The 22,396-nt window shown below is 66.6% G+C and carries 23 protein-coding genes; 11 read left to right on the top strand and 12 right to left on the bottom strand.

Annotated features, from left to right (window positions below; translation table 11 throughout):
- Positions 1 to 24: 24 nt before the first annotated feature.
- From AC13GI_RS06895 to AC13GI_RS06885, 3 genes are all read right to left on the bottom strand, one after another.
- Positions 25 to 555: a gamma carbonic anhydrase family protein gene (locus AC13GI_RS06895; RefSeq protein ID WP_482995892.1), complete on the bottom strand. Its 531-nt coding sequence runs from the start codon at positions 553 to 555 to the stop codon at positions 25 to 27.
- 176 nt (positions 556 to 731) lie between these two features.
- Positions 732 to 2,621: a tRNA uridine-5-carboxymethylaminomethyl(34) synthesis enzyme MnmG gene (gene mnmG, locus AC13GI_RS06890; RefSeq protein WP_482995891.1), complete on the bottom strand. Its 1,890-nt coding sequence runs from the start codon at positions 2,619 to 2,621 to the stop codon at positions 732 to 734.
- Positions 2,622 to 3,261: 640 nt separating this feature from the next.
- On the bottom strand, positions 3,262 to 3,729 hold the full coding sequence (locus AC13GI_RS06885) for a hypothetical protein (protein ID WP_032952020.1): 468 nt from the start codon (positions 3,727 to 3,729) through the stop codon (positions 3,262 to 3,264).
- Positions 3,730 to 3,888: 159 nt separating this feature from the next.
- On the opposite strand from AC13GI_RS06885, the gene AC13GI_RS06880 reads away from it, so the two are divergent.
- Positions 3,889 to 4,851, top strand: coding sequence for a pyridoxal-phosphate dependent enzyme (locus AC13GI_RS06880; RefSeq protein ID WP_482995890.1), 963 nt, complete (start codon positions 3,889 to 3,891; stop codon positions 4,849 to 4,851).
- Positions 4,848 to 5,480, top strand: a complete 633-nt coding sequence (locus AC13GI_RS06875; RefSeq protein WP_099819815.1) for a YdcF family protein — start codon at positions 4,848 to 4,850, stop codon at positions 5,478 to 5,480. Before AC13GI_RS06880 ends, AC13GI_RS06875 begins: the two co-directional genes overlap by 4 nt.
- 90 nt (positions 5,481 to 5,570) lie before the next feature.
- Here AC13GI_RS06875 and bioC read toward each other — a convergent pair whose 3' ends face one another.
- The 5 genes from bioC to bioB all read right to left on the bottom strand — a co-directional run bounded on the left by bioC (position 5,571) and on the right by bioB (position 10,409).
- Positions 5,571 to 6,455 (bottom strand): malonyl-ACP O-methyltransferase BioC, encoded by an 885-nt coding sequence (gene bioC / locus AC13GI_RS06870; RefSeq protein WP_482995889.1) that lies wholly within the window; start codon positions 6,453 to 6,455, stop codon positions 5,571 to 5,573.
- A gap of 12 nt (positions 6,456 to 6,467) precedes the next feature.
- Entirely contained in the window at positions 6,468 to 7,247 is a 780-nt protein-coding gene (locus tag AC13GI_RS06865) for an SDR family oxidoreductase (RefSeq protein ID WP_482995888.1), read from the bottom strand.
- A 29-nt stretch (positions 7,248 to 7,276) separates the two neighbouring features.
- The gene (gene bioH / locus AC13GI_RS06860) at positions 7,277 to 8,056 is read right to left on the bottom strand and encodes a pimeloyl-ACP methyl ester esterase BioH (protein ID WP_482995887.1); all 780 of its coding nucleotides are present in this window, start codon (positions 8,054 to 8,056) and stop codon (positions 7,277 to 7,279) included.
- Between the two features lie 18 nt (positions 8,057 to 8,074).
- Positions 8,075 to 9,298: an 8-amino-7-oxononanoate synthase gene (gene bioF, locus AC13GI_RS06855; protein ID WP_482995886.1), complete on the bottom strand. Its 1,224-nt coding sequence runs from the start codon at positions 9,296 to 9,298 to the stop codon at positions 8,075 to 8,077.
- Positions 9,299 to 9,365: 67 nt separating this feature from the next.
- On the bottom strand, positions 9,366 to 10,409 hold the full coding sequence (gene bioB / locus AC13GI_RS06850) for a biotin synthase BioB (RefSeq protein WP_482995885.1): 1,044 nt from the start codon (positions 10,407 to 10,409) through the stop codon (positions 9,366 to 9,368).
- A 131-nt stretch (positions 10,410 to 10,540) separates the two neighbouring features.
- On the opposite strand from bioB, the gene AC13GI_RS06845 reads away from it, so the two are divergent.
- Complete coding sequence (locus tag AC13GI_RS06845) at positions 10,541 to 10,963, top strand: hypothetical protein (RefSeq protein ID WP_482995884.1); 423 nt, start codon at positions 10,541 to 10,543, stop codon at positions 10,961 to 10,963.
- A 38-nt stretch (positions 10,964 to 11,001) separates the two neighbouring features.
- Complete coding sequence (locus AC13GI_RS06840) at positions 11,002 to 11,595, top strand: hypothetical protein (RefSeq protein ID WP_482995883.1); 594 nt, start codon at positions 11,002 to 11,004, stop codon at positions 11,593 to 11,595.
- Positions 11,596 to 11,709: 114 nt separating this feature from the next.
- On the opposite strand, the gene AC13GI_RS06835 is transcribed toward AC13GI_RS06840, so the two are convergent.
- On the bottom strand, positions 11,710 to 12,273 hold the full coding sequence (locus tag AC13GI_RS06835; protein ID WP_099819808.1) for a fasciclin domain-containing protein: 564 nt from the start codon (positions 12,271 to 12,273) through the stop codon (positions 11,710 to 11,712).
- A 175-nt stretch (positions 12,274 to 12,448) separates the two neighbouring features.
- Positions 12,449 to 12,907 carry an H-NS histone family protein gene (locus AC13GI_RS06830; RefSeq protein WP_482995882.1) on the bottom strand — a complete coding sequence of 153 codons (459 nt, stop codon included), beginning with the start codon at positions 12,905 to 12,907 and terminating at the stop codon, positions 12,449 to 12,451.
- A gap of 210 nt (positions 12,908 to 13,117) precedes the next feature.
- Here AC13GI_RS06830 and AC13GI_RS06825 point away from each other — a divergent pair, with 210 nt between their 5' ends.
- The 3 genes from AC13GI_RS06825 (at position 13,118) to AC13GI_RS06815 (ending at position 15,838) form a co-directional block, all read left to right on the top strand.
- A complete protein-coding gene (locus AC13GI_RS06825) occupies positions 13,118 to 13,666 on the top strand; it encodes an NIF family HAD-type phosphatase (RefSeq protein ID WP_482995881.1) in 549 nt (182 codons plus the stop codon).
- A gap of 256 nt (positions 13,667 to 13,922) precedes the next feature.
- Positions 13,923 to 14,570, top strand: coding sequence for a hypothetical protein (locus tag AC13GI_RS06820; RefSeq protein ID WP_243380051.1), 648 nt, complete (start codon positions 13,923 to 13,925; stop codon positions 14,568 to 14,570).
- Between the two features lie 125 nt (positions 14,571 to 14,695).
- Entirely contained in the window at positions 14,696 to 15,838 is a 1,143-nt protein-coding gene (locus AC13GI_RS06815) for a DUF5694 domain-containing protein (protein ID WP_243380048.1), read from the top strand.
- 145 nt (positions 15,839 to 15,983) lie between these two features.
- Here AC13GI_RS06815 and AC13GI_RS06810 read toward each other — a convergent pair whose 3' ends face one another.
- A complete protein-coding gene (locus tag AC13GI_RS06810; protein ID WP_165787259.1) occupies positions 15,984 to 16,475 on the bottom strand; it encodes a GNAT family N-acetyltransferase in 492 nt (163 codons plus the stop codon).
- Positions 16,476 to 16,626: 151 nt separating this feature from the next.
- Here AC13GI_RS06810 and AC13GI_RS06805 point away from each other — a divergent pair, with 151 nt between their 5' ends.
- The 4 genes from AC13GI_RS06805 (at position 16,627) to AC13GI_RS06790 (ending at position 20,532) form a co-directional block, all read left to right on the top strand.
- A complete protein-coding gene (locus tag AC13GI_RS06805) occupies positions 16,627 to 18,615 on the top strand; it encodes a PEP/pyruvate-binding domain-containing protein (protein WP_482995880.1) in 1,989 nt (662 codons plus the stop codon).
- A 117-nt stretch (positions 18,616 to 18,732) separates the two neighbouring features.
- Positions 18,733 to 19,428, top strand: coding sequence for a ComF family protein (locus AC13GI_RS06800; protein WP_482995879.1), 696 nt, complete (start codon positions 18,733 to 18,735; stop codon positions 19,426 to 19,428).
- Between the two features lie 58 nt (positions 19,429 to 19,486).
- Positions 19,487 to 20,038: an HdeD family acid-resistance protein gene (locus tag AC13GI_RS06795; protein ID WP_380654473.1), complete on the top strand. Its 552-nt coding sequence runs from the start codon at positions 19,487 to 19,489 to the stop codon at positions 20,036 to 20,038.
- Complete coding sequence (locus tag AC13GI_RS06790; RefSeq protein ID WP_482995878.1) at positions 20,038 to 20,532, top strand: SecDF P1 head subdomain-containing protein; 495 nt, start codon at positions 20,038 to 20,040, stop codon at positions 20,530 to 20,532. The genes AC13GI_RS06795 and AC13GI_RS06790 overlap by 1 nt, the downstream gene beginning before the upstream one ends.
- Before the next feature lies 1 nt (position 20,533).
- Here AC13GI_RS06790 and AC13GI_RS06785 read toward each other — a convergent pair whose 3' ends face one another.
- A complete protein-coding gene (locus AC13GI_RS06785; protein WP_482995877.1) occupies positions 20,534 to 22,345 on the bottom strand; it encodes an MFS transporter in 1,812 nt (603 codons plus the stop codon).
- Between the last annotated feature and the right edge of the window lie 51 nt (positions 22,346 to 22,396).

Below are 22,396 nucleotides of genomic sequence, written 5' to 3'. Positions count from 1 at the left end.
AGCCCGGCCATTGGCGATGCGGGCTCAGCCCAGGTACTCGTCCTTCAGCCGCACGTAGTGGTCGGACGAATAGTGCAGCGACTCGATCTCCTTGTCGCTGAGCGTGCGCGCCGGACGGGCGGGGTTGCCCACCCACAGTTCGCCTTCGCCCACCACCTTGCCGGGGCCGACCACGGCGCCGGCACCGACGAAGCCATGGCGCTCGACCCGGGCACCGTCGAGGATGCACGCGCCCATGCCGATCAGGCTGTAATCGCCGATGCTGCAGGCGTGGATGATGCAGCCATGGCCGACGGTCACGCCTTCGCCGATCAGGGTCGGGTAGCCAGCCTTGTTGTACGGGCTGTGGTGGCTGACGTGGATGATGGTGCCGTCCTGCACATTGGTGCGTGCACCGATGCGGACGAAATTGACGTCGCCGCGGATGACCGTGCCCGGCCAGACCGACACGTCGTCGGCCAGTTCGACATCACCGATGATGGTGCAGGCCGGATCGACATACACACGCTGGCCGAGTACCGGCATCTTGTCGCGGAAAGGGCGCAGCGGGGTCATCGGTGTCTCCAGGTGGGGCTGACACGACGATGATACGCGTTCTGCCGATGCCGACCCTGCGGGCGCCTGCAGCGACCGGGATGCTTCATGCATCCGTGTCGACCAAGGTCGACACCTACCAGATCGGACCGCGAGTAGATCCACGCCATGCGTGGATGGCATTTGCCGATCCCGCGTTACGCCACGCGTCCGCGCCGCGCGCGTTCCAGGTGCACCAGCAGCAGCGAGATCGCCGCCGGGGTCATGCCCGGAATGCGCTGTGCCTGGCCGATGGTCTGCGGACGCACGCGCTCCAGCTTCTGCAGCGCTTCGGCTGACAGCCCACGCACGATGGCGTAGTCGAAATCGCCGGCAATCGGCGTTGCTTCATGCCGCTGCTGGCGCTCGATCTCCTCGCGCTGGCGATCCAGGTAACCGGCGTACTTCACCCCGATCTCCACCTGTTCGGCCACCTTGCCATCGGCCACGGCCGGGCCGAGCGAGGGCACCTGCATCAGCTGCGCGTAATCCAGTTCCGGGCGCTTGATCAGGTCCAGCACGTTGGTTTCGCGGCTGACCGCCACGCCCAGCGTTTCCTGTACTTCGCGGCCCAGCGCATTGGCCGGCGTCGCCCACAGCGCGCCCAGGCGGGTGCGCTCGGCGGCCACGGCGGCCTGCTTGGTTTCGAAGGCACGCCAGCGACGATCATCGACCAGGCCCATGTCACGGCCGGCCGGGGTCAGGCGCTGGTCGGCATTGTCTTCGCGCAGCTGCAGGCGGTATTCGGCGCGGCTGGTGAACATGCGGTAGGGCTCGTTGGTGCCGTGGGTGATCAGGTCGTCCACCAGCACGCCCAGATACGCTTCGTCGCGGCGCGGGCACCAGCCATCGAGGCCACGCACCTGGCGTGCGGCGTTCAGGCCAGCCAGCAGGCCCTGGGCGGCGGCTTCTTCGTAACCGGTGGTGCCGTTGATCTGGCCGGCGAAGAACAGGCCGTTGACCAGCTTGGTTTCCAGCGAGGCTTTCAGTCCGCGCGGGTCGAAGAAGTCGTATTCGATGGCGTAACCAGGGCGGGTGATGTGCGCGTTGGCGAAACCGCGGATGCTGCGCACCATCTCCAGCTGCACGTCGAACGGCAGCGAGGTGGAAATGCCGTTGGGGTAGATCTCGACGATGCCCAGGCCTTCCGGCTCGACGAAGATCTGGTGGCTGGCCTTCTCGGCGAAGCGCACCACCTTGTCTTCGATGGACGGGCAGTAGCGCGGGCCGATGCCTTCGATCTGGCCGCTGTACAGCGGCGAGCGGTGCAGGGCGTCGCGGATGATCTGGTGGGTCTGCTCGCTGGTGTGGGTGATCCAGCAGCTGACCTGCTGCGGATGCTCGTCCACCGAGCCGAGGAAGGACATCACCGGGCGCGGCGTGTCGCCGGGCTGTTCGTCCATCACGCTGTAGTCCAGCGAACGGCCGTCGATGCGCGGCGGCGTGCCGGTCTTCAGGCGGTCCACCTGGAACGGCCGCTCGCGCAGGCGCGCGGCCAGTGTGGTGGCCGGCGGATCGCCCATGCGGCCGGCAGCGTACTGGGTCGGGCCGACGTGGATCTTGCCGGCCAGGAACGTGCCGGCGGTCAGCACCACGGCCTCGGCGTCGAAACGCAGGCCGGTCTGGGTGATGACCCCGCGCACGGCGTCGCCCTCGATGATCAGGTCATCCACCGCCGCCTGGAACACGGTCAGGTTGGCCTGGCCCTCGACGATGGCGCGGATCGCCATGCGATACAGGTTGCGGTCGGCCTGGCAGCGGGTAGCGCGCACGGCCGGGCCCTTGGAGGCATTGAGCGTGCGCCACTGGATGCCGGCACGGTCGGCGGCATGCGCCATCGCACCGCCGAGGGCGTCGATTTCCTTGACCAGATGGCCTTTGCCGATGCCGCCGATGGCCGGGTTGCAGCTCATCGCCCCCACCGTTTCGATGTTGTGGGTCAGCAGCAGGGTGCGCACGCCGGTACGGGCCGCAGCCAGCGCGGCCTCGGTGCCGGCGTGGCCACCGCCGATGACGATGACGTCGTAACGATGGAAGGAATCGATCATGGGGGCTGTTCAGCAAGGGGTGGGCGCAGCCGGGGGCCGCGTCGGGGTGGCGATTTTAGCGCCAATCGGGGCAGGGGCGTCGGCGCCGGCCGGCTGGCGTCGAAATCAACCCTAAAGTTGGCAGGATTTTTGCAGATAACCCAATAGCACCCACCGTGGCTGGCGCCGCAGGCGCTGGTGACCGGAATTGGAACAGGGGCCGGTACAGGCGCACGGTGGGGAAGCAGAGGGGCCGGCAGTCGGGGGACTGTCCGGCCCTGTTTTTTTTTGTGGCTTCCGGGAAAGCGACATCCACGCATGGCGTGGATCTACTGTCCTGGTGCCCGGGCTGCGACCAGACATGGCGTGAAAACGGCCCCCGCGCGCAGTGTCCAGGTAGATCCACGCCATGCGTGGATGCCGTTGCGGCGTCCCGAACAACAAACGGCCCCGCAGTGCGGGGCCGTTCGTCTTCAAAGGTGCCGACATCCGACAGGGCCGGAACAGGGGGGATCCAGATGTTCCTGTCGGATATCGACGCAGAGCTGTTTGGGACGGGCCCTTAACGTTTTTGTCACTTTGTGACGCGGGCCGTCACCACCTGCGTAGATTGAGGCTTGGACCGTGTGAAATGCAAGATGGAACAAGCGTCAACTGTGCGCTATCTCTCACGATCCATCGCGCGCCAGGGGGAACTGTTCATCCTCGGCGCACGCGGAGCCGGAGCCGGGCGGGCCTGCGGCGGCGGTGACGGACGTTCGACCCGCTGCGCGGGCTGCGGCGGTCGACGCATCGAATCCATGTTGCGCCAAGGCGATCCGCCATTGTTCTGGCGCGGCGGCGGTGGCGGACGGTTCTCGCCGCCATTGCCCGGACGCGGCGGCGGGCGGTGGTTGTGGTGCGGCGGGCGGTAGATCGGCCGCTGGTAGTACGGGCCGCCGTAGCCGTAATAGCCACCGCCCCCGTAATACGGATAGCCGTAGTCGGCCGGATAGCCATAGGGGTAGCGGTACTCCACCGACGGCGCGCCGTGGTAGTAACCACCGCCGCGGCCACCGACATAGTCATAGGTGGTGCAACCGGTCAGGGCCAGCAACAGGCCACCGGCAAGCATCAGGCGCGTTTTCATGATGGGTCCCCCCAGAGGACGGGTATGCAGGCAGCTTCGGCCGCCGGCGTTGAATCAGCCCTTAATTCCGCCGCCCAGGATGAATGGCGGTGTACGCCGGCATGCTGGCATGACCGATGGCGCCCTCGCCAGCGCGGAGGCATACGTTAATCTTGCGTCATGAGCGATTCACTGTTGCCCCGCGCTGATGACGTCCTTGCCGCCGCCGCGCGGATCGCGCCCCATGCCAGCGTGACCCCGGTGCTGCGCTCGCGCACGCTGGACGCACTGGCCGGTGCGCAACTGGCGTTCAAGGCCGAGCACCTGCAGCGGGGCGGCGCGTTCAAGTTCCGCGGTGCCTGCAATGCGGTGTGGTCGCTGGATGCCGATCACGCCAGTGCCGGTGTGGTGACCCATTCCTCCGGCAACCACGGCGCCGCGTTGGCGCTGGCGGCCCGCACACGGGGCATTCCCTGCCACGTGGTGGTGCCCGAAGGGGCGGTGGCCGCCAAGCTGGCCAACATTGCCCGGCATGGCGCCACCCTCTGGCGCTGCCCGGCCACCATTGCCGATCGCGAGGCCACCTGCGCCAAGGTGCAGGCCGATACCGGCGCCACCCTGGTTCATCCGTACACCAACCCGGCAGTGATGGCTGGGCAGGGCACGGCCGCGCTGGAGCTGCTGCACAGCGAGGGTCCGTTCGACGTGCTGGTGGTACCGGTGGGCGGCGGTGGCCTGGCCAGTGGCACCGCATTGGCCCTGCAGCACGCCAGCGCGGAGACCCGGCTGGTGCTGGCCGAACCGGCCGGTGCCGACGACACCGCCCGTTCGCTGGCGGCCGGCAAGCGGCAGGAGGCATTCATCCCGGACACGATCTGCGACGGATTGCGCACGCTGATCGGTGCACCCAACTTCGCGTTGCTGCAGGCCGCAGGTGCCGAGGTCATCGTGGTTGACGATGCCGCCACCATGGCGGCGATGCGCCTGCTGTGGGACGTGCTCAAGCAGGTGGTCGAGCCGTCCTCGGCGATCGTGCTGGCGGCGGTGCTTGCGCAGCCTGCGCGCTTCGCCGGCCTGCGGGTGGGACTGGTGCTGTCTGGCGGCAATGTCGATCTGCCTGCCCTGCGCTGGGGAGCGCCATGAGCCGCGGCCGCCATCGCGAACGCACCGGCCTGCTCGGTTGGTTGTGGCGGTTGTTCGTGTTGCTGGTGATCTGGCTGCTGGGCGTGACCGCCTGGATCGTCTGGGTCGGCGAACGCGACCAGGCGGCCAAGGCGGACGCGATCATCGTGCTCGGCGCGGCCGCCTATGATTCAAAGCCCTCGCCGGTATTTGAAGAGCGCATCCGCCATGGCCTGGATCTGTACGACGCCGGCTACGCGCCACTGCTGATCTTCACTGGTGGCTATGGCGGCACCGGCGCGCGCTTCTCGGAATCGCAGGTGGCCCGACGCTATGCGCTCAAGCACGGCATTCCCGATGACGCGATCCTCATCGAGACCGCCTCGCGCAATACCGTGCAGAACCTGGTCGAGGCCAAGCGGCTGATGGACCAGCGCAAGCTGCATTCGGTGATCATCGTCAGCGACCCGCTGCACATGGCGCGCGCGCTGCGCCTGAGCAAGGCGCTGGGCATCCAGGCATTGGCATCGTCCACGCCGAGCACGCGCTTCCGCAGCTTTCATACCAGCTGGCGCTTCCTGGTGCAGGAGATCTACTTCTTCCACCGCGACCTGGTGCGGCCGCCGCTGAGTTCACCGGCCAATACCTGAGCGGCTGCCGCGGCGCTCGCCGGGCAGGGCCCGGCGCTACCCATAACGCGCGCCTGGTAGCGCCGGGCCATGCCCGGCGGCGCCTTCGAATCAGGTCTGCTTGCGCCGGATCGGGATCGCCGACACCGGCACCGAAGCAATGTCATGGCCGCCTTCGCGGATCGGTGCGCCCGGGTCGGGTGCCCAGGCATGGGCGTAGATCACTTCCCAGCTGCTGGGCAGCTTGCCATCGTCACGGCGCATCGGTTCGTACGCCGCTGCTGCCGCTGCAAACCGACCGCGACCGGTCAACGTATGGCGGCGATCGACCCGCGCGTTGGTCGCGCCCATCGCACGCAGCTCGCGCATCAACGAAGGCAGATCGTCGTAGGTGAGGGTGAACAGGTCGCGGTCGAGTACCGGGTCGCGGAAGCCGGCCATCATCAGCGCATCGCCGAACTGGGCGATCTGCGCGAAGCGGCTGACATGCGGGCGGTCATCGGCGGCGGCGAAGGCTTCATTGAGCTCGACCAGCGTGTCCGGCCCGAAGGTTGAACACAGCAGCAGCCCACCGGGCTTGAGCACGCGGCGGAAACCGGCGAACACCGCCGGCAGGTCATCCACCCACTGCAGGCACAGGTTGCTGAAGATCACATCCACACTGTTGTCGGCCAACGGCAGCTCGGTCGCATCGGCGGCCAGGCGCTGGAACGGCTTCCACCAGCCAGCCTGGCGCTTGGCCTGGTCCAGCATCGGCAGCGCCACGTCCAGCGCGATCACCTGCGCCTTCGGCCAGCGCTTCTTCATCAGCGCGCTGGCATGACCGGTGCCGGCGCCGATATCCAGCACCACCTCGGGCTTGCGCGCCTCCAGGTAATCCAGCGATTCCAGCAGCCGCGACTGCACCTCGCGCTGCAGGGCGGCGGCAGCATCGTAGCTGCTGGCGGCGCGGGCAAAAGCGCGACGGACATGGCGGGCATCGAAATGGGACGGCATTGCAGAAGTCTCTTAGAACGTACCAGGGTAGGCGCCGCCATCGATCAGCAGGTTCTGTCCGGTGAGGTAAGCCGCCTGCGCACTGCACAGGAAGGCGCAGGCGGCGCCGAATTCGTCCGGCGTGCCGAAGCGACCGGCGGGGATCTGCTGGCGGCGGCGTTCGGCCACAGCCTGCGCATCACCATTCTGCCCCGCGGCATGGGCGAAGTTGGCGCGCAGCCGGTCGGTGTCGAACTGGCCGGGCAGCAGATTGTTGATGGTGACGTTGTGGGCCACGGTGCGCCGCGCCAACCCGGCGACGAAGCCGGTCAGGCCACTGCGCGCGCCGTTGGACAGCGCCAGCGTGTCGATGGGGGCCTTCACCGATGACGAGGTGATGTTGACGATGCGGCCGAAGCCGCGTTCGATCATCGCGTCCACGGTGGCGCGGATCAGCGCGATCGGCGCCAGCATGTTCGCGTCCAGCGCGGCGATCCAGTCGTCGCGCTCGAACGTGCGGAAGTCGCCCGGCGGCGGGCCACCGGCGTTGGTCACCAGGATGTCGACCTGCGGGCAGGCGGCCAGCGCGTGGGCGCGGCCCGCCTCGGTGGTGACGTCGGCGGCGATCGCGCGTACTTCAGCGGCACCGGCCAGCGCGCGCAGTTCCGCAGCCGCGGCCTGCAGCGCAGCGTCGCCACGGGCGACGATGACCACGTTCACGCCTTCGCGCACCAGCGCCCGCGCGCAGCCCAGGCCAAGCCCCTTGCTGGCGCCGCAGACCAGTGCCCAGCGGCCGGAAATGCCCAGATCCATGCGTCAGTCCTGCAGAAGCGTAGGGAGGCTCATTGTCCGCCATCGGCCGGTGACAGGCCGGCAACGAAGTGTTGCAGGGCGGCTGCAACGTCATCGGCATGGCCGAGGAAGGGGGCGTGGCCGCCGTGGGCGACGGTCAGCGACTGCCCGCCCGGTGCCAGCGCGGCAGCGGCCTGCATGGCAGCGGGAGAGACCAAGCGGTCACGCTGGCCGGCAATCCACAGGCTGGGCTTGCCCAGTGCGGGCAGGGCGCCGCGCAGGTCGGTGTTCTCCAGCAGCTGCAGGCCCTCGCGCAATGCGCGTTCGGTAGGCGCACCGCGTTCGACCAGACGCTGGCGCAGGGTGCGCAGTTCCTCGCGGGCATGCGCCGAACCCATCACGTCCAGTGCCAGGAAACGCTCCAGGGTGCCACTGAAGTCCTGCGCCAGGTCACGACCGAACTGCGCGAACACCGAGGGCTCCACAGCGTGCGGCCAGTCATCAGCGCGCACGAAGCGCGGCGTGGCGGCGATCATCGCCAGACCACGTACCTTCGGCAGCGTGGCCGCCGCGTGCAGCGCGAACAGGCCGCCCAGTGACCAGCCGCACCACACCGCTGGCGGCGTGGCCGCGGCAATGGCGTTGACCACGAACGGCAGACGCAGCGGCGTGCCGTCGTCGCGGCTGTGGCCGTGGCCGGGCAGGTCGACCAGATGCAGGGTGAAACGATCGGCCAGGCGCTGCACCAGCGGCGCAAACACGCCGCCCTGCAGGGCCCAGCCGTGGATCAGTACCAGGTCCGGCCCATGGCCGGTCACTTCGATATGCATGGGGAACTACACGATCACTCAGGCCAGCGCCGGCAACGACGGCGGCAGCACTTCGCGCGTGGCAAAGGCCACGCGGTCGCGTGCAACGGCGATGGCTTCGACCAGGCCGCGCACCTGTTCGGTGGTGTGCAGCGCTGACAAGGTGACGCGCAGGCGCGCCTTGCCCTCCGGCACGGTCGGTGGGCGGATCGCGCCGACCAGCCAGCCGGCCTGTTCCAGCGCCTGCGACATCGCCACGGTGGTGTGGTCGTCGCCACAGAGCAACGGCTGGATCGGCGTTTCCGATGCCATCAGATCCAGCCCGTGACGGCGCGCTTCGCCGCGGAACCGTGCAATCAGATCGGCCAGCTTCGCGCGCCGCCAATGATCGCGTCGGGCCAGCCGCACCGCTTCCAGCGCGGATGCCGCCAATGCCGGCGCCATGGCGGTGGTGTAGATGTAGGGGCGTGCGGTTTCGGCCAGATGCTCGATCAGGTCTTCGCGGCCGAGCACCAGCGCGCCGGAACCGCCGAGCGCCTTGCCCAGGGTGACCAGCTGCAGCGGAACATCGTCCACGCCCAGGCCGGCGGTCGCGACCGCGCCACGGCCATCGCCAAGCACGCCCACGCCATGCGCATCGTCCACGTAGAACAACGCCTGCTGCAGGCGCGCGACCAGTGACAGCGCACGCAGCGGCGCGATATCGCCATCCATGCTGAAGACACCATCGGTGGCCAGCATCGCCGCGCCATCGGGCGCATGCTTGAGCTGGCGCATCGCACCTTCCGCGTCCAGGTGCGGGTAGCGGCGCAGGCGCGCGCCGGCCAGCCGCGTGGCATCGAGCAGACTGGCGTGGTTGAGCTTGTCCTGCACGCAGACATCGTTCTCTTCGCTCAGCAGCGCCTGCTGTACGGCCAGGTTGGCGGCGAAGCCACTGCCGAACAGCAGCGCACGCGGGTAACCGAGCCACTCGGCCACTTCGCGCTCCAATGCATCATGCAGCGCGTGGTGGCCGCAGACCAGGTGCGAAGCACCGGCGCCTACACCTTCGCGCGCGGCGGCATCCTGCAGTGCGTTGACCACGCTGAACTGCTGGGCCAGGCCCAGGTAATCGTTGCTGCAGAAGCCGGTCAGCCAGCGCCCGTCGACTTCCAGGCGCACACCATCGCGACGGGTGACCGTGCGCCGTGGGCGGCGACGGCCTTGTGCATCGCGCAACGCGCGCTGGGCTTGGAGGCGGGCGGTCAGGTCGGGGCGTGCCATGGCGGCTGGATGCGGCGACGGGGCGGCTAGGGTAGCGCGTTGCCGCGACGCCTGCTTGGCCGCCGGCTCAGGCCGCGTGGGCGCAGCCGCAGCCGGGGGCATCGGCGCTGATATCGGCATGCACGGTGCCGCCATGGTCGTGACCGTCGGCGTCTACCTGCACCGCCATCGGCTGCAGGCCCAAGCGTGCGAACAGGGCCATGTCGCGCTCGCTTTCCGGGTTGCCGGTGGTCAGCAGCGTGTCGCCATAGAAGATGGAGTTGGCGCCGGCCAGGAAGCACAGCGCCTGCAGTTCGTCACTCATCGCTTCGCGGCCGGCCGACAGCCGCACCATCGAACGCGGCATGGCGATGCGCGCCACGGCGATCATGCGCACGAACTCGAACGGGTCCAGCGCGGCACTGCCATGCAGCGGCGTGCCGGCGACCTGCACCAGCTTGTTGATCGGCACCGAATCGGGATGTGCCGGCAAGGTGGCCAGCGCCAGCAGCAGGCCGACCCGCTGCGCGCGCGTTTCGCCCATGCCGACGATGCCGCCGCAGCAGGTCTTCAGCCCCGCATCGCGCACATGGCCCAGCGTATCCAGGCGATCCTGGTACTGCCGGGTGTGGATGATCGAGTCGTAGTAGTCCGGCGCGGTATCGAGGTTGTGGTTGTAGTAGTCCAGGCCGGCGTCCTTCAACGCGCGCGCCTGTTCGCCACTGAGCATGCCCAGCGTGGCGCAGGTTTCCAGGCCCAGCGCCTTCACCCCGGCGATCATCGCTGCCACCTTCGGAATGTCGCGGTCCTTCGGCGAACGCCAGGCCGCACCCATGCAGAAACGCGAAGCACCGGCCGCCTTCGCCTGGCGCGCCTTGGCCAGCACCGCGTCGGTGTCCATCAGCTTCTGTGCGTTGACCCCGGTGCTGTAGCGCTGCGCCTGAGGGCAGTACGCGCAGTCTTCCGGGCAACCACCGGTCTTCACCGACAGCAGCGTGGAGACCTGCACCTGGGCTGGGTCGAAGTGCTCGCGGTGGACGGTGGCGGCGCGGAACAGCAGTTCCGGCAAGGGCAGGTCGAACAGCGCCTGCAGCTCGTCGTGGTGCCAGTCGTGGCGGATGGCGGTTGCCATGGCGGGACCTTGGAGGGGCTGGAGCGAGGGCGCAGTCTGGGTGGACTGCAGTGCGCTGTCAACTATTGTGTTTATAGGTAAGTTTACATTGCGTGCGAGGGTTAGACTGGGTGCTCACGCAAAGGATTGCCATGAACAACCGATTGATCGCGGGGCTGAAGACCGTGGCGGCGAACGCGCTGCAGACGACGGCGATTGCCCTGATGCTGACCACCGTTCCCGCCGTTGCCCTTGCGGCGACGCAGTGCGTGCTCCCGGTTGCCGATGGCGGTGACATCGCTCCCTCGCCGCCCTCGATGACGGGAACGATCGTGAAGATCCGCGATCACCAGCTGACGGTCCAGACCCGCGCAGGCGCGGTGCATCGCACTATCATCAACGATGGCACTGGCCTGTGGACGGTCTATGGCGGCGGTATCGAGGAGACCGACCTCAAGGTGGGGCAGCATGCGTTGATCTGGTTGCAGGATTGCAGGCATGTGGGAAAAACGCCGCAGGTCGCCGCTGTCGTGCAAGTCTGTTCGCTTGCCGCTGAAGCATGTGCAGAGCAATAGGGTGTCTTGAGGAGATGAGTATGTTCAGAAGGGACACATTGCTGACCATCTCGCTGGCTGTGGCCAGCGCAGGACTGGCCCTTTGCTTAGCGACGCAGGTGCAAGCGATACAGATAAGCGCCCCGGATGCCACAAGTTCCATTGGCCCGACTGCGGCACAAGTCGCGGAGAACGTGCGAATCCGCGAGGCGATCTTCAATGGCGAAGGCGGTAATCCCAGGTTCGCAGACTACCCCGTGACAAAGATCTACAGCGGGCCGACCGCATCGCTGGACCTCAGCGATCCGCGCGCCCGCATGTTCAAGACGCGCCTGTCTGCAGCCCTGAAGGACGGAGAGGTTGGCTTTGCCGGCGAGTACACGCTGGTGGGCTGGGGTTGCGGCACCAGTTGTGTTTCGATGACCTTCGTCAGCAAACGCACCGGCAAGCTCGCCACGCCATCGCTGGGCGGAGAGCTCGGCCCGATGGTGGTCAAGGTCGATCCGCACAGCGCACTGGTAGTGGCCGAGGGCGGGGAGTTCGACGACGGCTATGCAAGGACCGGCAACTTCGCGTTCTTCTACGTGCTGGAAGGACGCGCGCTCAAGTTGATCCGCCAGGTACCGCTGCCGGTGGCGCTGGGCGAGGAGTGAGCGGCTGGGCAGAGTTGCAGGCAACTGCCATCGCTACGATGCAGTAAGCGGCCTGCCTGCACGAGCCATGCACCGAGCGGGGCATTGGGTTGAATGCCCGCCCGGCGCATCAGATCACTTCGGCATCAGCACCGTGTCCACGACGTGGATCACGCCATTGGACTGCCTGACATCGGCAATGCTGATGGCTGCCTTGCCACCCTTGGCATCAACCACCCAAAGCGCGCCGTCGTGCAGCTTCACGGTCAGCGGCTCGCCTTCCACGGTTGTCAGCGACACCGTGCCGCCGTGTTTCTTTGCATCGGCCATCAGCTGCTGCGAGGTGTGGGTGCCGGCGACCACGTGGTAGGTCAGGATTTTGGTCAGATCTGCCTTGTGCTCCGGCTTGACCAGGGTGTCGACCGTGCCTGCGGGCAGCTTGGCGAATGCTTCGTTGGTGGGCGCAAAGACCGTGAACGGGCCTTTGCCATTGAGCGTGTCCACCAGCCCGGCGGCTTTCACGGCTGCGACCAGCGTGGTGTGGTCCTTGGAGTTGAGGGCGTTCTCAACGATGGTCTTGTTCGGGTACATCGCAGCGCCACCGACCATCACCGTGTCAGCGGCGAAGCTGACCGAGGCGGTGCCGCAGAGCACAGCAAGGCTGGCGGTGAGGGCGATACGTTGAAGAAGAGCGTGCATGGTGCGTCTCCTGAGTACTTCCGCCCCCGGCATGGGGGCATGGAAGGTACGCAGCAGGCAGACCAGCGGATGCACCGCAGTACCAGGAAATGCGCGGGCAGCCTGCACGGTTCAGCGATGCGACGCCGCCGTGAGCGGCCGGCCAGCGTCCGCTCTGGGCGTCCCGCCTCTGGAGTCAGCCTTGTTTGAAGACCGTTCGCTGGCCGATCGTGCTGGTCTTGCGAGCGGCGGACCGGCCCAGCCCGGGAATCAGGAAATCAGCGGGGCTGCGGCCATGCTTGGTCTTCTCGGCAAGCCAGCGCGGCATCCGGCCACGGCCGGACCACGTATTGCGCTTGTTGTCAGGGTCGCTGTACTTGGCGGCCACCTTGCCGGGCTTGCGCCGCGTGGCAGGTTTTCTGGCCGGCGCCGTGGCCTCGGCGGGCGCGGTGCCGATCAGTTCCTCGATCGTGTAGCCGCACTGCGCTGCAAAGGCGATCAGCTTGCGGCGGACGACGGCCACGGGGCGGCGGCTGGCGACCAGCGCCCTCCGCTGCTCGGCAGCAGCCACAAGGGCGTTCAGTTCGCGCAGGCTCAGGTGTTCAACGTCGATAGTCATGCTGCGGAGAGTCAGGAGATCCTGGTTGCCTGTCAAGCGGCGGACGGCTATCTCAGCCGAGGCTACTAATCTCCCAGCCAGCCTGCCACCAGGCATCTCGCCGCCAATATAGGCTGGCCAAGGGTGTCCAGCATGCTGCTGACGTCGTAGGGCAGTTGTTGAAAGGTGGCGGATCAAGCCGCTACCTTGTCGAGTAGTTTTCTTTGACCGATGCCGCTGAGCGTCGAACGAGACCGGACCGGAAGCATGCCCGCAATTGACCGAAAGCTCCTGGTGCTCGATCTCGATGAAACGCTGGTTCATGCCAGTGCGCGTCAGTTGCAACGCCCTGCAGATACTCAAGTGGTGGGCTATCACGTCTACAAACGTCCCTGCGTTGACGACTTCCTGGATTTCGTATTCGCGCACTTCAACGTAGGAGTGTGGACATCTTCCGGCAGGTTGTATGCCGAGCCACTGGTGGCGTGGTTGATGCCAGGGCGCACGCTGGAGTTCCTGTGGTCGTCCCAGCGCTGCAGTACTGCGCGAGATTGGGAGACTGGCGGCTACACCAGCCAGAAGCGCCTAGCCAAGCTGAAACGTCTGGGCTTTGCGCTGGAACAGATGATCGGTATTGACGACACTCCCAGCAAGTACGCGAAAAACTACGGAAATCTGATACAGGTGCGGGAGTTCACGGGCGATATTGATGACGACGAATTGCTTCATCTTTCTCGATATCTGGATGTACTACGCGCGCAGCCCAACATCCGTGCCGTGGAGAAACGTCGTTGGCGCGAGCGCATGATGGAGTGAATCGCCAGGATCATTGATTCAATCCCCCTATCCCTTTGCGTTCGCGGAAGTCTCACGCCGCGTACATCAGCCTCCTGTGCGCAGTGCTCACAGCCGGCACCCTTTCTGTTTCCACCGACTTCTCTGCGGACTCGTATGAACCGGACCACCAGCAATGTAGAGTCGCATCGGCAGGTTCTTCGCCGACGCAATGGTGCTTGCCATCGTTACTTCCAGTACGATTCCACGAACGTTCGCAAGCGCAAGGATGCCTTCGATGTCGACCGCCCAGCACTCTCGAATGATCACTGCCGCAGCCAGGACGGTACTGCGCCCTCTGGGCTGCGTGCAGAAGGGGCGCTCCAGAATCTGGCTTGACGACCAGGGGTGGTGGATCGGCGTGGTCGAGTTCCAGCCATCTTCGTGGGGGAAGGGAAGCCATCTGAATGTGGGAGCATGCTGGCTCTGGCATGAGAAGAATTTTGTTTCATTCGACGCCGGGGACCGGGTGGAATCCTTCCACGAGTTCATCAGCGAGGAGCAGTTCTCCGCCGCGGCCATGCTGCTGGCCAGACGTGCGGCACAGGAAGTGCTGGCGCTGCGCGAGCGCTTCCCCTCGGTCGCTCGCGCATCGGCATGGATAACCGCCAATGCATCGCCCACGCTATGGAACACGTACCACTCGGCGGTGTCGGCCGGGTTGGCTGGAGAGGTCGAACGCAGCGGGTTGCTGTTTGCAGAGGTGATCGCCGATCCATATGACGTGGCATGGGCCGTTGAGCTGAAGCAGAGATCCGTCGTGCTGCTGCGCTGCCTGGAGTCAGGTCTCGGGTTTGAACAGGAGATCGCGGCCACGATCGGGCGTACGCGTGCCGCGCTGGGACTGCCTGCCCAGCAGCCTGCAGCCAGGCAGTTCGAGGCGTGAGACGATCCCGCAATCGGTACGCTCCGCTGATCCCTTGTGACCGACGTTCAAGCGTCGGCCGCGTCCTGCAGCAGCAGCTTCATGACGATTGACAAAGCGCTGGCGGCGATGGAATCTGCGCGGCCATGCGCTGTAAAAGCGCTTCAATGGCGAGCCATATGCAACAGGGAATGATGCAGGGGATGTGGGGACGACGCGTATCTATCAGCTCGTTGATCGGCTCGCTGCTGGCGGCAGGGATGCTTGCAGGAACGGCGCAGGCACAGACCTTCGACCCGCGCGTCCACAAAGGGCCGCAGCACGGGGTGCCGAACGAAGTGATGGTGCTTGGCAGCGCGCACCTGGCGGTACTGCCGAAAACCTTCGATCCCTCGTCGTTGGATACCCTGATCGACCGGCTCGCCGCGTGGCAGCCGAAGGCCATTGCGATCGAGGCCGTATCGGGCCAGCAGTGCGAAATGCTGCGGCGATACCCCTCCCGCTACCGATATACGGTGAAGGACTACTGCCCCGATGTTTCGGCGGCGGAGAAAGCAACGGGTCTTGATGTGGCGGCAGCGAACGCGGCGGCAGACAAGATGCTGGCGACCTGGCCCGCACATCCTACGGCCGCGCAACGGCGCACGCTTGCCGCTACCTTCCTGGCCGCCGGCGAACGCGATTCGGCACTGGTGCAATGGCTGCGCCTCCCCGAAGCAGATCGGCAGGCAGGCGACGGCCTGGATAAGGACTTGGTTGCAGCCCTCGAAGCGCTGCGCGTCAGCCGCAATGAAAACACGCTCATCGCCGCAGCCCTCGCCGTCCGCCTTGGCCACGAGCGGTTGTGGCCGATGGATGACCACAGCTCCGACCAGTTTGGCCCCGATCCCAAGGCCTATGCAGCTGCGGTCAGGAAGGCCTGGGACAACCCGGCGACCCAACAGCGGGGAACGATGTTCGGCACCCTGGAAGCGCAGGTCGATACGCCGCAGAAGGCACTGGCGCTGTATCGCCGCTACAACGCACCGGACGTGGCAGCGGTCACCTTCCAAAGCGACTACGGTGCCGCGCTGGAGGAACCGTCTCCGCAGGGCTACGGGCGCCTCTACGTCACCTCGTGGGAGACGCGCAACCTGCGCATGGCGGCGAACATCCGCGACCTGATGGGACCGACCCCGGGAATGCGTACGCTGGTGATTGTCGGCGCCTCACACAAGGCGTACCTGGATGCATATCTCGAGCAGATGCACGACGTGCGGATCGTCGATGTTCAGCCGTTGCTGAAATAACCCGCCAGGGACCGGCGGCTGCATTAGGCAGGCCACCGCCGACTCGATGAAGAGGCCAGGCCAGCCGCGTCCAGCCTGGGGACGCCGATTCCACTGCCGGGAGGAGGGCCTGTCCTTGCTCTGCGAGCCGAGGCGCTCCCCTTCGTCATATCGCCCTGATCAGGAAGAAGCGGAAATCTGTTCCTTCCGACCCGGCTGGGATGCTGCAGGCCATTCCCATCTTTGCAAGATTGCGCTGCCAGAATGCGTGCGCCGCATGGTCCTTGCGGAATGTGGCCAGCAACCATTCCCCCGTTGTCGGCTGCACAAGCTCTGCAACCACCGCAGACGCGATGCCTTTACCCCGATGCTTTGGAAGGATGAACAGATCCGCCAACTCTGGCAGGCGCCGCCCCTGGAACTCGACGTCATCCACCTGGACGAACCCACACAGCAGGCCATCGAGCCAGAGCAGACGGGTCCACTCCGGCTCTTCCTGCAGCCGGGCCTGGACATCGGCAAGGGCGCAGTCGTAAAGACCATCGGCACCGATCTCCTCACCACTCCAGCCCGAGGCGTCGAAGTAGTACAGCTGCATCAGTCTGAAGACCACATCTGCATCCCGCGCAGTTGCTTTTACAAGCGTCAGTCCGTCCATGCAGCAGAGATCCATCCAGGGCGGCCGCGCCCATCCTGATGATAGCTGGTGCCGGATCGGCCAGCGGCGCTGCTGGATCATCGAGCTCCCTTATGCTTGCCTCCGCTCTGCCCTATGATCCCCCCACCACACCGGCACCGGCACCGGCATCATGGAACGATCCCGTACCTCCACATGGCATCAGTCCAATCTGGCGCGGATCAGCGCACTTGTGCTGCTGCTGTGCTGCGCCCTGCCTTCGATCGCGCAGACCGCACGCAAGCCTTCGCCCTACGAGTATCGTCAGCAAAGCGATACCGCGCCGGCGCAGCAGGCCAAAGGCCCGGACTATCTTCGGCGTATCGACAGCCGCGACCAGTTCATGCAGCTTGCGCGCGTCTACAACGCTGGCACCGCGCTGGAAATGCCGCACCTGATCTTCGTGATCGATCGGCACAATGACGGACGCATCTACTACATCAACACGCCTCGGCATGCGCTGCACGAGCAGTTCGTGCGTCAGCAGCGGCTGGTGCGGTCGATGGACAAGGCCACGCTCAATGCGCAGTACCGCGATCCGCAGCGTCGGTTCCTGTTCGGCACCATCGCCTGGCAGCGGGATCTGCCGGGCTACACCTACGAGTTCTGGGAAGGCGACAGGATCAGCGCTCCCCTGCTGCGGCAGGCCGATGGCATCGTGCGGGCCTCGTTCTACGATCCCATTCGTTTCAAGACCAATTCCACCGGCCACGAGCAGGTGGCCAGCGCGATGGGGTTGGCCCACGTCAGCCAGGAGGCACTGCTGCGCGAGCAGCGTTTCCTGCCGTTGAACACAGGCCGTGCCGAGGGCCGTCTGCGCATCGTGCGCTCGGATGCGCAGCTGCGCACCTTGTCGCCCACCGACATTCCCGTGCTGGATGAAGTGCCCATCGCGCTGGCACCCGTGGCAGGTCTGGTCACACAGCGCCCATCGACGCTGCTGTCCCACGTCAATCTGCTGGCCAAGGGCTGGGGCATTCCCAATGTGTACGTGCGCGATGCGCAGACTGCACTGCGTCAGTACGACGGGCAATGGGTGGCGGTGGAGGTCAGCAACAACGACTACCGGGTGACGCCGATCGCGCGCCCGGCCCGTACCCCATCGGCCGCGGCGGCGCGCCCGCTGCGGCGCAACCTGCCACGCCCGGACCTGTCGGTGGTCGCGCTCAAGCCGCTGGCGGCATTGCGCGCGCGCGACAGCAGCCACTGCGGGGTGAAGGCGGCCAACCTCGGTACTTTGAAGGCGGTGTTGCCCCCGGCCGCACGCGTCCCCGATGGCTTCTGCGTTCCGTTCTCGCACTATCAGGCGATGCAGCAGCGGCTGGGAATTCCACAGCGCCTGCGTGACCTGCAAGGTCGTCCGGGCTTTGCCACCAACCCGGATGTCCGTCGCGATGCGCTGGCGACATTGCGCGCCGAGATCACCAACGCAGCGCCTGACGCTGCGTTTGTCCGTGCGCTGGAAAGCCAATGGCAGGGGCAACTCAAGGGCGCTGGCGTGTTCGTCCGCAGCTCGTCCAATTCCGAGGACCTGCCCGGCTTCAGCGGTGCAGGGCTGTATACCACCGTGCCCAACGTGACCCGTGCGGATGCCGTGGCCAGGGCCGTGCAGACCGTATGGGCATCGGTCTACAACTTCGAAGCGTACGAGGCCCGCACTGCGGCCGGCCTGCAGCAGGACGCCGTGGCCATGGCGGTGCTGGTACAGGTCGCTGCGCCCTCGGACAGTTCGGGCGTGATGATCACTCGCGATCCATTCGATCGCGCCCGCCGTCACGTGACCTATATCTCGGCCAAGCGCGGCCTGGGCATCCGCGTGGTGGAAGGCAAGCGTCAGGCCGAACAGGTGATGTATTCCACCTGGTCCAAGGCCGTGCAGGTATTGAGCCGTTCGGCGGAAGACACCCAGCTGGTGGCGAAGGCAGGCGGCGGTGTCCGCGAAGTACCGATTACCGGCTCGCGTCAGGTCCTGACCGACGCGCTGATCGCGCGGCTTGCCAGGATCGGGACTGCGACCAAGCAGGCATTGGGCGGGGTGGACCAGGACATCGAGTGGGCCGTGGTGGGCGATGAGGTGCTGGTTCTGCAGTCGCGGCCGTATGTGGATGGCAGCGCGCGGTAGCGGCTGCGATGCAGGCCTGCGACAAGGTGCAGCCCCATCGGGCAACGCTCCTTGCCCCGACAGGCTTCCAGCCCCTTCACCGATGGGCAGCCTGCGCCTGCAGGGCGATGCTGCGGCATGCGCCTCCCACTGCCTTCCGCCCTTGATGAACCATTGCAGGCTGCCTTTCGCCTGCTGCTGCCCCTGCGCTGCCTGGTCTGCAGCGAGCGCGGTCATGACGCCCTCGATCTCTGCCCCGCCTGCCTCGCCGATCTGCCGTGGGCGGGTCGCGCCTGCCTTCGCTGCGCGCTGCCGCTACCGGATGAAGCCCTGCCCATCTGCGGGACCTGCCGCGATGAGCCGCCAGCGCAGACCGCAACCCATGCCAGCCTGCTGTACCTGCCGCCGGTCGATCAGCTGCTGGTCCGCTACAAGTTCCACCAGGACCTGGCTGCCGGACGCCTGCTTGCGCAGTTGATGCTGCGCAATCCACCGCCGTGGTCGTGCGCGCCGCTGGTACCCGTGCCGCTGCACCGCAAGCGCCTGCGTCAACGTGGCTACGACCAGGCCGCTGAACTGTGCCGCCTGCTGCAGTTGCCGACGTGGCGCGGGCTGTATCGTCGCCGCCACACCGCGCCGCAGTCCGAACGCAGTGCCGAGCAGCGCCGCGACAACCTGTTCGACGCCTTCGATGTGCGTGGCGCCGTGCCAGCGCGGCTGACCATCGTCGACGATGTGATGACCACTGGCAGCACCGTGCTGGAAATTGCAGAGACGCTGCGGCTGGTGGGTGCAGGGGAGGTGCGTGCATGGGTCTGCGCGCGCGTGCCGTGATCGCTCCTTTCATCCGCAAGGGCTAGGATGACCACGAACCCGGATCGAAGGAGTGGTCATGAATTCCCCCTTGTCTCCCTTGTTGTCGGCTGTTGGACGCAGCTGGTGGATCCTGCTGCTGTACGGTCTGGTCGCGCTGGGCTTCGGCATCATCGCGATTGGCTGGCCGATGTCGGCGGCCATCGCGCTGGCGTGGACGCTGGGTGTAATGGCCATCGTCGAGGGCGTCATCAGTCTGCTGGCGCTGATCACCGGTGCCAGTGGCGCCTCGCGCGGCTGGCTGCTGCTGTACGTGGTCGCCTCGCTGGGCTTCGGCGTGTTGGCCGTGATCAATCCGCTGGCCACCGCCAGCGTGCTGGTGCTGTTCCTGGCCGCATGGCTGCTGGTGGCGGGCATCTACCGCATCGTCTTCGCCCTACGCGTACGCAGGCAGATCCAGGGGGAGTGGCTGCTCATCCTCAGCGGCGTGCTGGCCATCGTGCTGGGCCTGCTGTTCGCGGCCAACCCCTATGCCGGCGTGGCGGTAACCACGTTGTGGATCGGCATCGGCAGCCTGCTGTACGGCGTGCTGCAGGTGCTGGTGGCGTTCAAGCTGAGGAAGCTGCGTTGATGCGGGGCTGGAGCAGATGGGCGCTGCTCGGCAGCGGCCTCGCGGTGTTGCTGCTGGTGGGCTGCAACCGGCTGCTTCCGGCGGAGACACGGCATCCGCCGCGGCAGGGCGTGCAGGTGCAGATGCGTGTGGTCGATCCCGATGGCCGCGCTACCCTGCAGTGGCAAGGGCGCAGCATTGCCGTGAAAGAGCCGCCGATGCTCACCAGTGCCGATATCCTCGACGTGCGAGCGGAGCTGGATGCCGCCCACCAGCCCGTGCTTGAACTGACGTTCCGCAAGGAGTCCGCCGACCGGTTGCTGCACGCGACCGAGGCCCTGGTGGGCAAGCAGGTCGCCCTTACCGTCGATGACCACGTGCTGTCCGTGGCCACCATAGCGGGCCCTTTTGGCGAGTCCATGCAGGTGGTTGGTACGGACATGAGCGTGGCCGAAGTGCACGACATGGCGCGCTACATCGTCCACGGCGGCCCTGCGCCGTCACAGCAGCGCTGAATCAGCGCTGCTTTCCTGCAAAGCCGGCTTCGATCTCTTCCAGCGAGCGCCCCTTCGTCTCCGGCAGCCACAACGCGGCCACCAGGAAGAACACGAACGTGCAGCCGGCCCAGAACAGGAACATGCTGGCATAGCCATAGTGCCCCACTGTCGGCAGGAAGATCGCGGCGATGGTGGTGGACACGAACTGGTTGATCAGCAGCGCGATGCTCATGCCGTTGGAGCGGATGCGGTTGGGCATCAGCTCGGACAGCGCCAGCCATACGCACACACCGGGGCCGACCGCGAAGAACGCCACGAACACCAGGATGCAGGCGGCGACGGCCCAGCCATGCGCCGGCGGCGGGATCGGGCCGATACGTGCCTGTTCGATGCGCAGCGGTGCCTGCGCGGCGCTGGCCGGGTCGGCGAACGGATTCAGGTGCACCGTGCGGAAGAACGCGCCGATGACGCTGTCCGGCTGTACGGTGCCCGCGCGTTCGATGCGCAGCTCGCGGTCGGTCAGGTTGTCGCTGCGCAGCGCACGCACGTTGGTGAAGTCGCCATAGGCGTAGGACACGGTCAGCTGCAGTGGCCGCCCCTCACGGTCGATGCCACCGGCAAGACGCTGCCACTGCGCGTCGTCGAGTACCAGCTGCAGGCCATCGCCACTGACTGCGGCCTGCAGCTGCGGCTGTACGTCGGCGCGGCCACGCTCGGCCTGGAAGAACAGCGTTGCTGCGGCCAGCAAGGCAACGCAGATGCCACCGCTGCCCAGCATCAGCAGGAACTTGCGGCCCTTGCGGTCGACCAGCAGCAGCGCGACCACGGTCATCACCGCGTTGAGCAGCTTGATCGCCACGTCGGCGCCGTTGGCGACCGAGCCGGACAGGCCTGCCTGGTTGAGGATGTTCACCGCGTAGGCCAGCACCGAGTTGATGCCGGTGGCCTGGGTGCAGGCCAGCACCACGCAGGCCAACACGAACGGCACCACGTAGCGGCGGCTGAGCAGAGGGTCACGTTTGCCGCTGCTGCTGCTCGATTCCGGTGCTTGGATCTGCGCCAGTGTGGGCTCGACGTCGGCAGCGGGCAGCACGCGTTGCAGGCTGCGGCGGGCATCATCGATACGGCCACGGCGCACCAGCCAGCGCGGCGATTCGGACAGCCAGAAAATGCCGGCGCAGAACAACAGGCCCGGCGCCAGGCAGGTCCAGAAGATGGTGCGCCAGGCGTGGTCCTTCACCGTGAACAGTTCCTGCGCCTGCTGTGCGACCGGCAGCGAGCGCACCGCTTCCGCGGCGGCGTCCACGGCATGCGCGTGGTACAGCCCGATCAACGCGGCCAGCACCAGGCCGACGGTCAGCAGCAGCTGGAACATCGCCGCGCCGCGACCGCGCCGCTCGGGGCTGAGCACTTCAGCCAGGTACAGGGGAATGACCACGCCGATCAGGCCACCGCTGACACCCTGCAGCAAGCGCCCCAGCAGCAGCGGGGTGTAGCCGGAGGCCAGCGCCATGATCGGAATGCTGGCGGTGAACAGGATGCCGGCCAGCAGCATCGCACCGCGACGGCCGATGAGGTCGGCGATCATGCCAGCGAACAGCGAGGACAGCACGCTGCCGAGCAGCACTGCAGCGACGACGAAACCGAGCTGCTGGCTGCTGAGCTGCCAGGCGTGGCTGGCAGTGGCTTCAAGATAGGGCAGGGCGCCGGCGATGATGCCGATGTCGATGCCGTACAGCAGGCCACCGAGGCCGCCGATGAACAGCAGATAGCGCACGGGCCAGCGCGGGGCGGTGGAAGCGGGTACGGCAGGTGCAGTGGCTGCGGTCATCGGCGTATTCCTGGAATAACGGGGATGGTGCGTGGCTGATGCAATGCGCTT

This window comes from Stenotrophomonas sp. 82F1, from assembly GCF_056861525.1.
Note: the sequence above shows the minus strand (reverse complement) of the source record. Positions and strands in the feature narration are given on the sequence as shown.

Bases quoted from the DNA above. Each gene is read 5' to 3' on its own strand.
- mnmG (WP_482995891.1), bottom strand. From the start codon at position 2,621: ATGATCGATTCCTTCCATCGTTACGACGTCATCGTCATCGGCGGTGGC.
- AC13GI_RS06790 (WP_482995878.1), top strand. From the start codon at position 20,038: ATGCGGGGCTGGAGCAGATGGGCGCTGCTCGGCAGCGGCCTCGCGGTG.
- AC13GI_RS06875 (WP_099819815.1), top strand. From the start codon at position 4,848: ATGAGCCGCGGCCGCCATCGCGAACGCACCGGCCTGCTCGGTTGGTTG.
- AC13GI_RS06795 (WP_380654473.1), top strand. From the start codon at position 19,487: ATGAATTCCCCCTTGTCTCCCTTGTTGTCGGCTGTTGGACGCAGCTGG.
- AC13GI_RS06845 (WP_482995884.1), top strand. From the start codon at position 10,541: ATGAACAACCGATTGATCGCGGGGCTGAAGACCGTGGCGGCGAACGCG.
- bioF (WP_482995886.1), bottom strand. From the start codon at position 9,298: ATGGCACGCCCCGACCTGACCGCCCGCCTCCAAGCCCAGCGCGCGTTG.
- AC13GI_RS06880 (WP_482995890.1), top strand. From the start codon at position 3,889: ATGAGCGATTCACTGTTGCCCCGCGCTGATGACGTCCTTGCCGCCGCC.
- bioB (WP_482995885.1), bottom strand. From the start codon at position 10,409: ATGGCAACCGCCATCCGCCACGACTGGCACCACGACGAGCTGCAGGCG.
- AC13GI_RS06895 (WP_482995892.1), bottom strand. From the start codon at position 555: ATGACCCCGCTGCGCCCTTTCCGCGACAAGATGCCGGTACTCGGCCAG.
- bioH (WP_482995887.1), bottom strand. From the start codon at position 8,056: ATGCATATCGAAGTGACCGGCCATGGGCCGGACCTGGTACTGATCCAC.
- AC13GI_RS06820 (WP_243380051.1), top strand. From the start codon at position 13,923: ATGTCGACCGCCCAGCACTCTCGAATGATCACTGCCGCAGCCAGGACG.
- AC13GI_RS06825 (WP_482995881.1), top strand. From the start codon at position 13,118: ATGCCCGCAATTGACCGAAAGCTCCTGGTGCTCGATCTCGATGAAACG.
- AC13GI_RS06885 (WP_032952020.1), bottom strand. From the start codon at position 3,729: ATGAAAACGCGCCTGATGCTTGCCGGTGGCCTGTTGCTGGCCCTGACC.
- AC13GI_RS06805 (WP_482995880.1), top strand. From the start codon at position 16,627: ATGGAACGATCCCGTACCTCCACATGGCATCAGTCCAATCTGGCGCGG.
- AC13GI_RS06865 (WP_482995888.1), bottom strand. From the start codon at position 7,247: ATGGATCTGGGCATTTCCGGCCGCTGGGCACTGGTCTGCGGCGCCAGC.
- bioC (WP_482995889.1), bottom strand. From the start codon at position 6,455: ATGCCGTCCCATTTCGATGCCCGCCATGTCCGTCGCGCTTTTGCCCGC.
- AC13GI_RS06835 (WP_099819808.1), bottom strand. From the start codon at position 12,273: ATGCACGCTCTTCTTCAACGTATCGCCCTCACCGCCAGCCTTGCTGTG.
- AC13GI_RS06785 (WP_482995877.1), bottom strand. From the start codon at position 22,345: ATGACCGCAGCCACTGCACCTGCCGTACCCGCTTCCACCGCCCCGCGC.
- AC13GI_RS06810 (WP_165787259.1), bottom strand. From the start codon at position 16,475: ATGGACGGACTGACGCTTGTAAAAGCAACTGCGCGGGATGCAGATGTG.
- AC13GI_RS06800 (WP_482995879.1), top strand. From the start codon at position 18,733: ATGCGCCTCCCACTGCCTTCCGCCCTTGATGAACCATTGCAGGCTGCC.
- AC13GI_RS06815 (WP_243380048.1), top strand. From the start codon at position 14,696: ATGCGCTGTAAAAGCGCTTCAATGGCGAGCCATATGCAACAGGGAATG.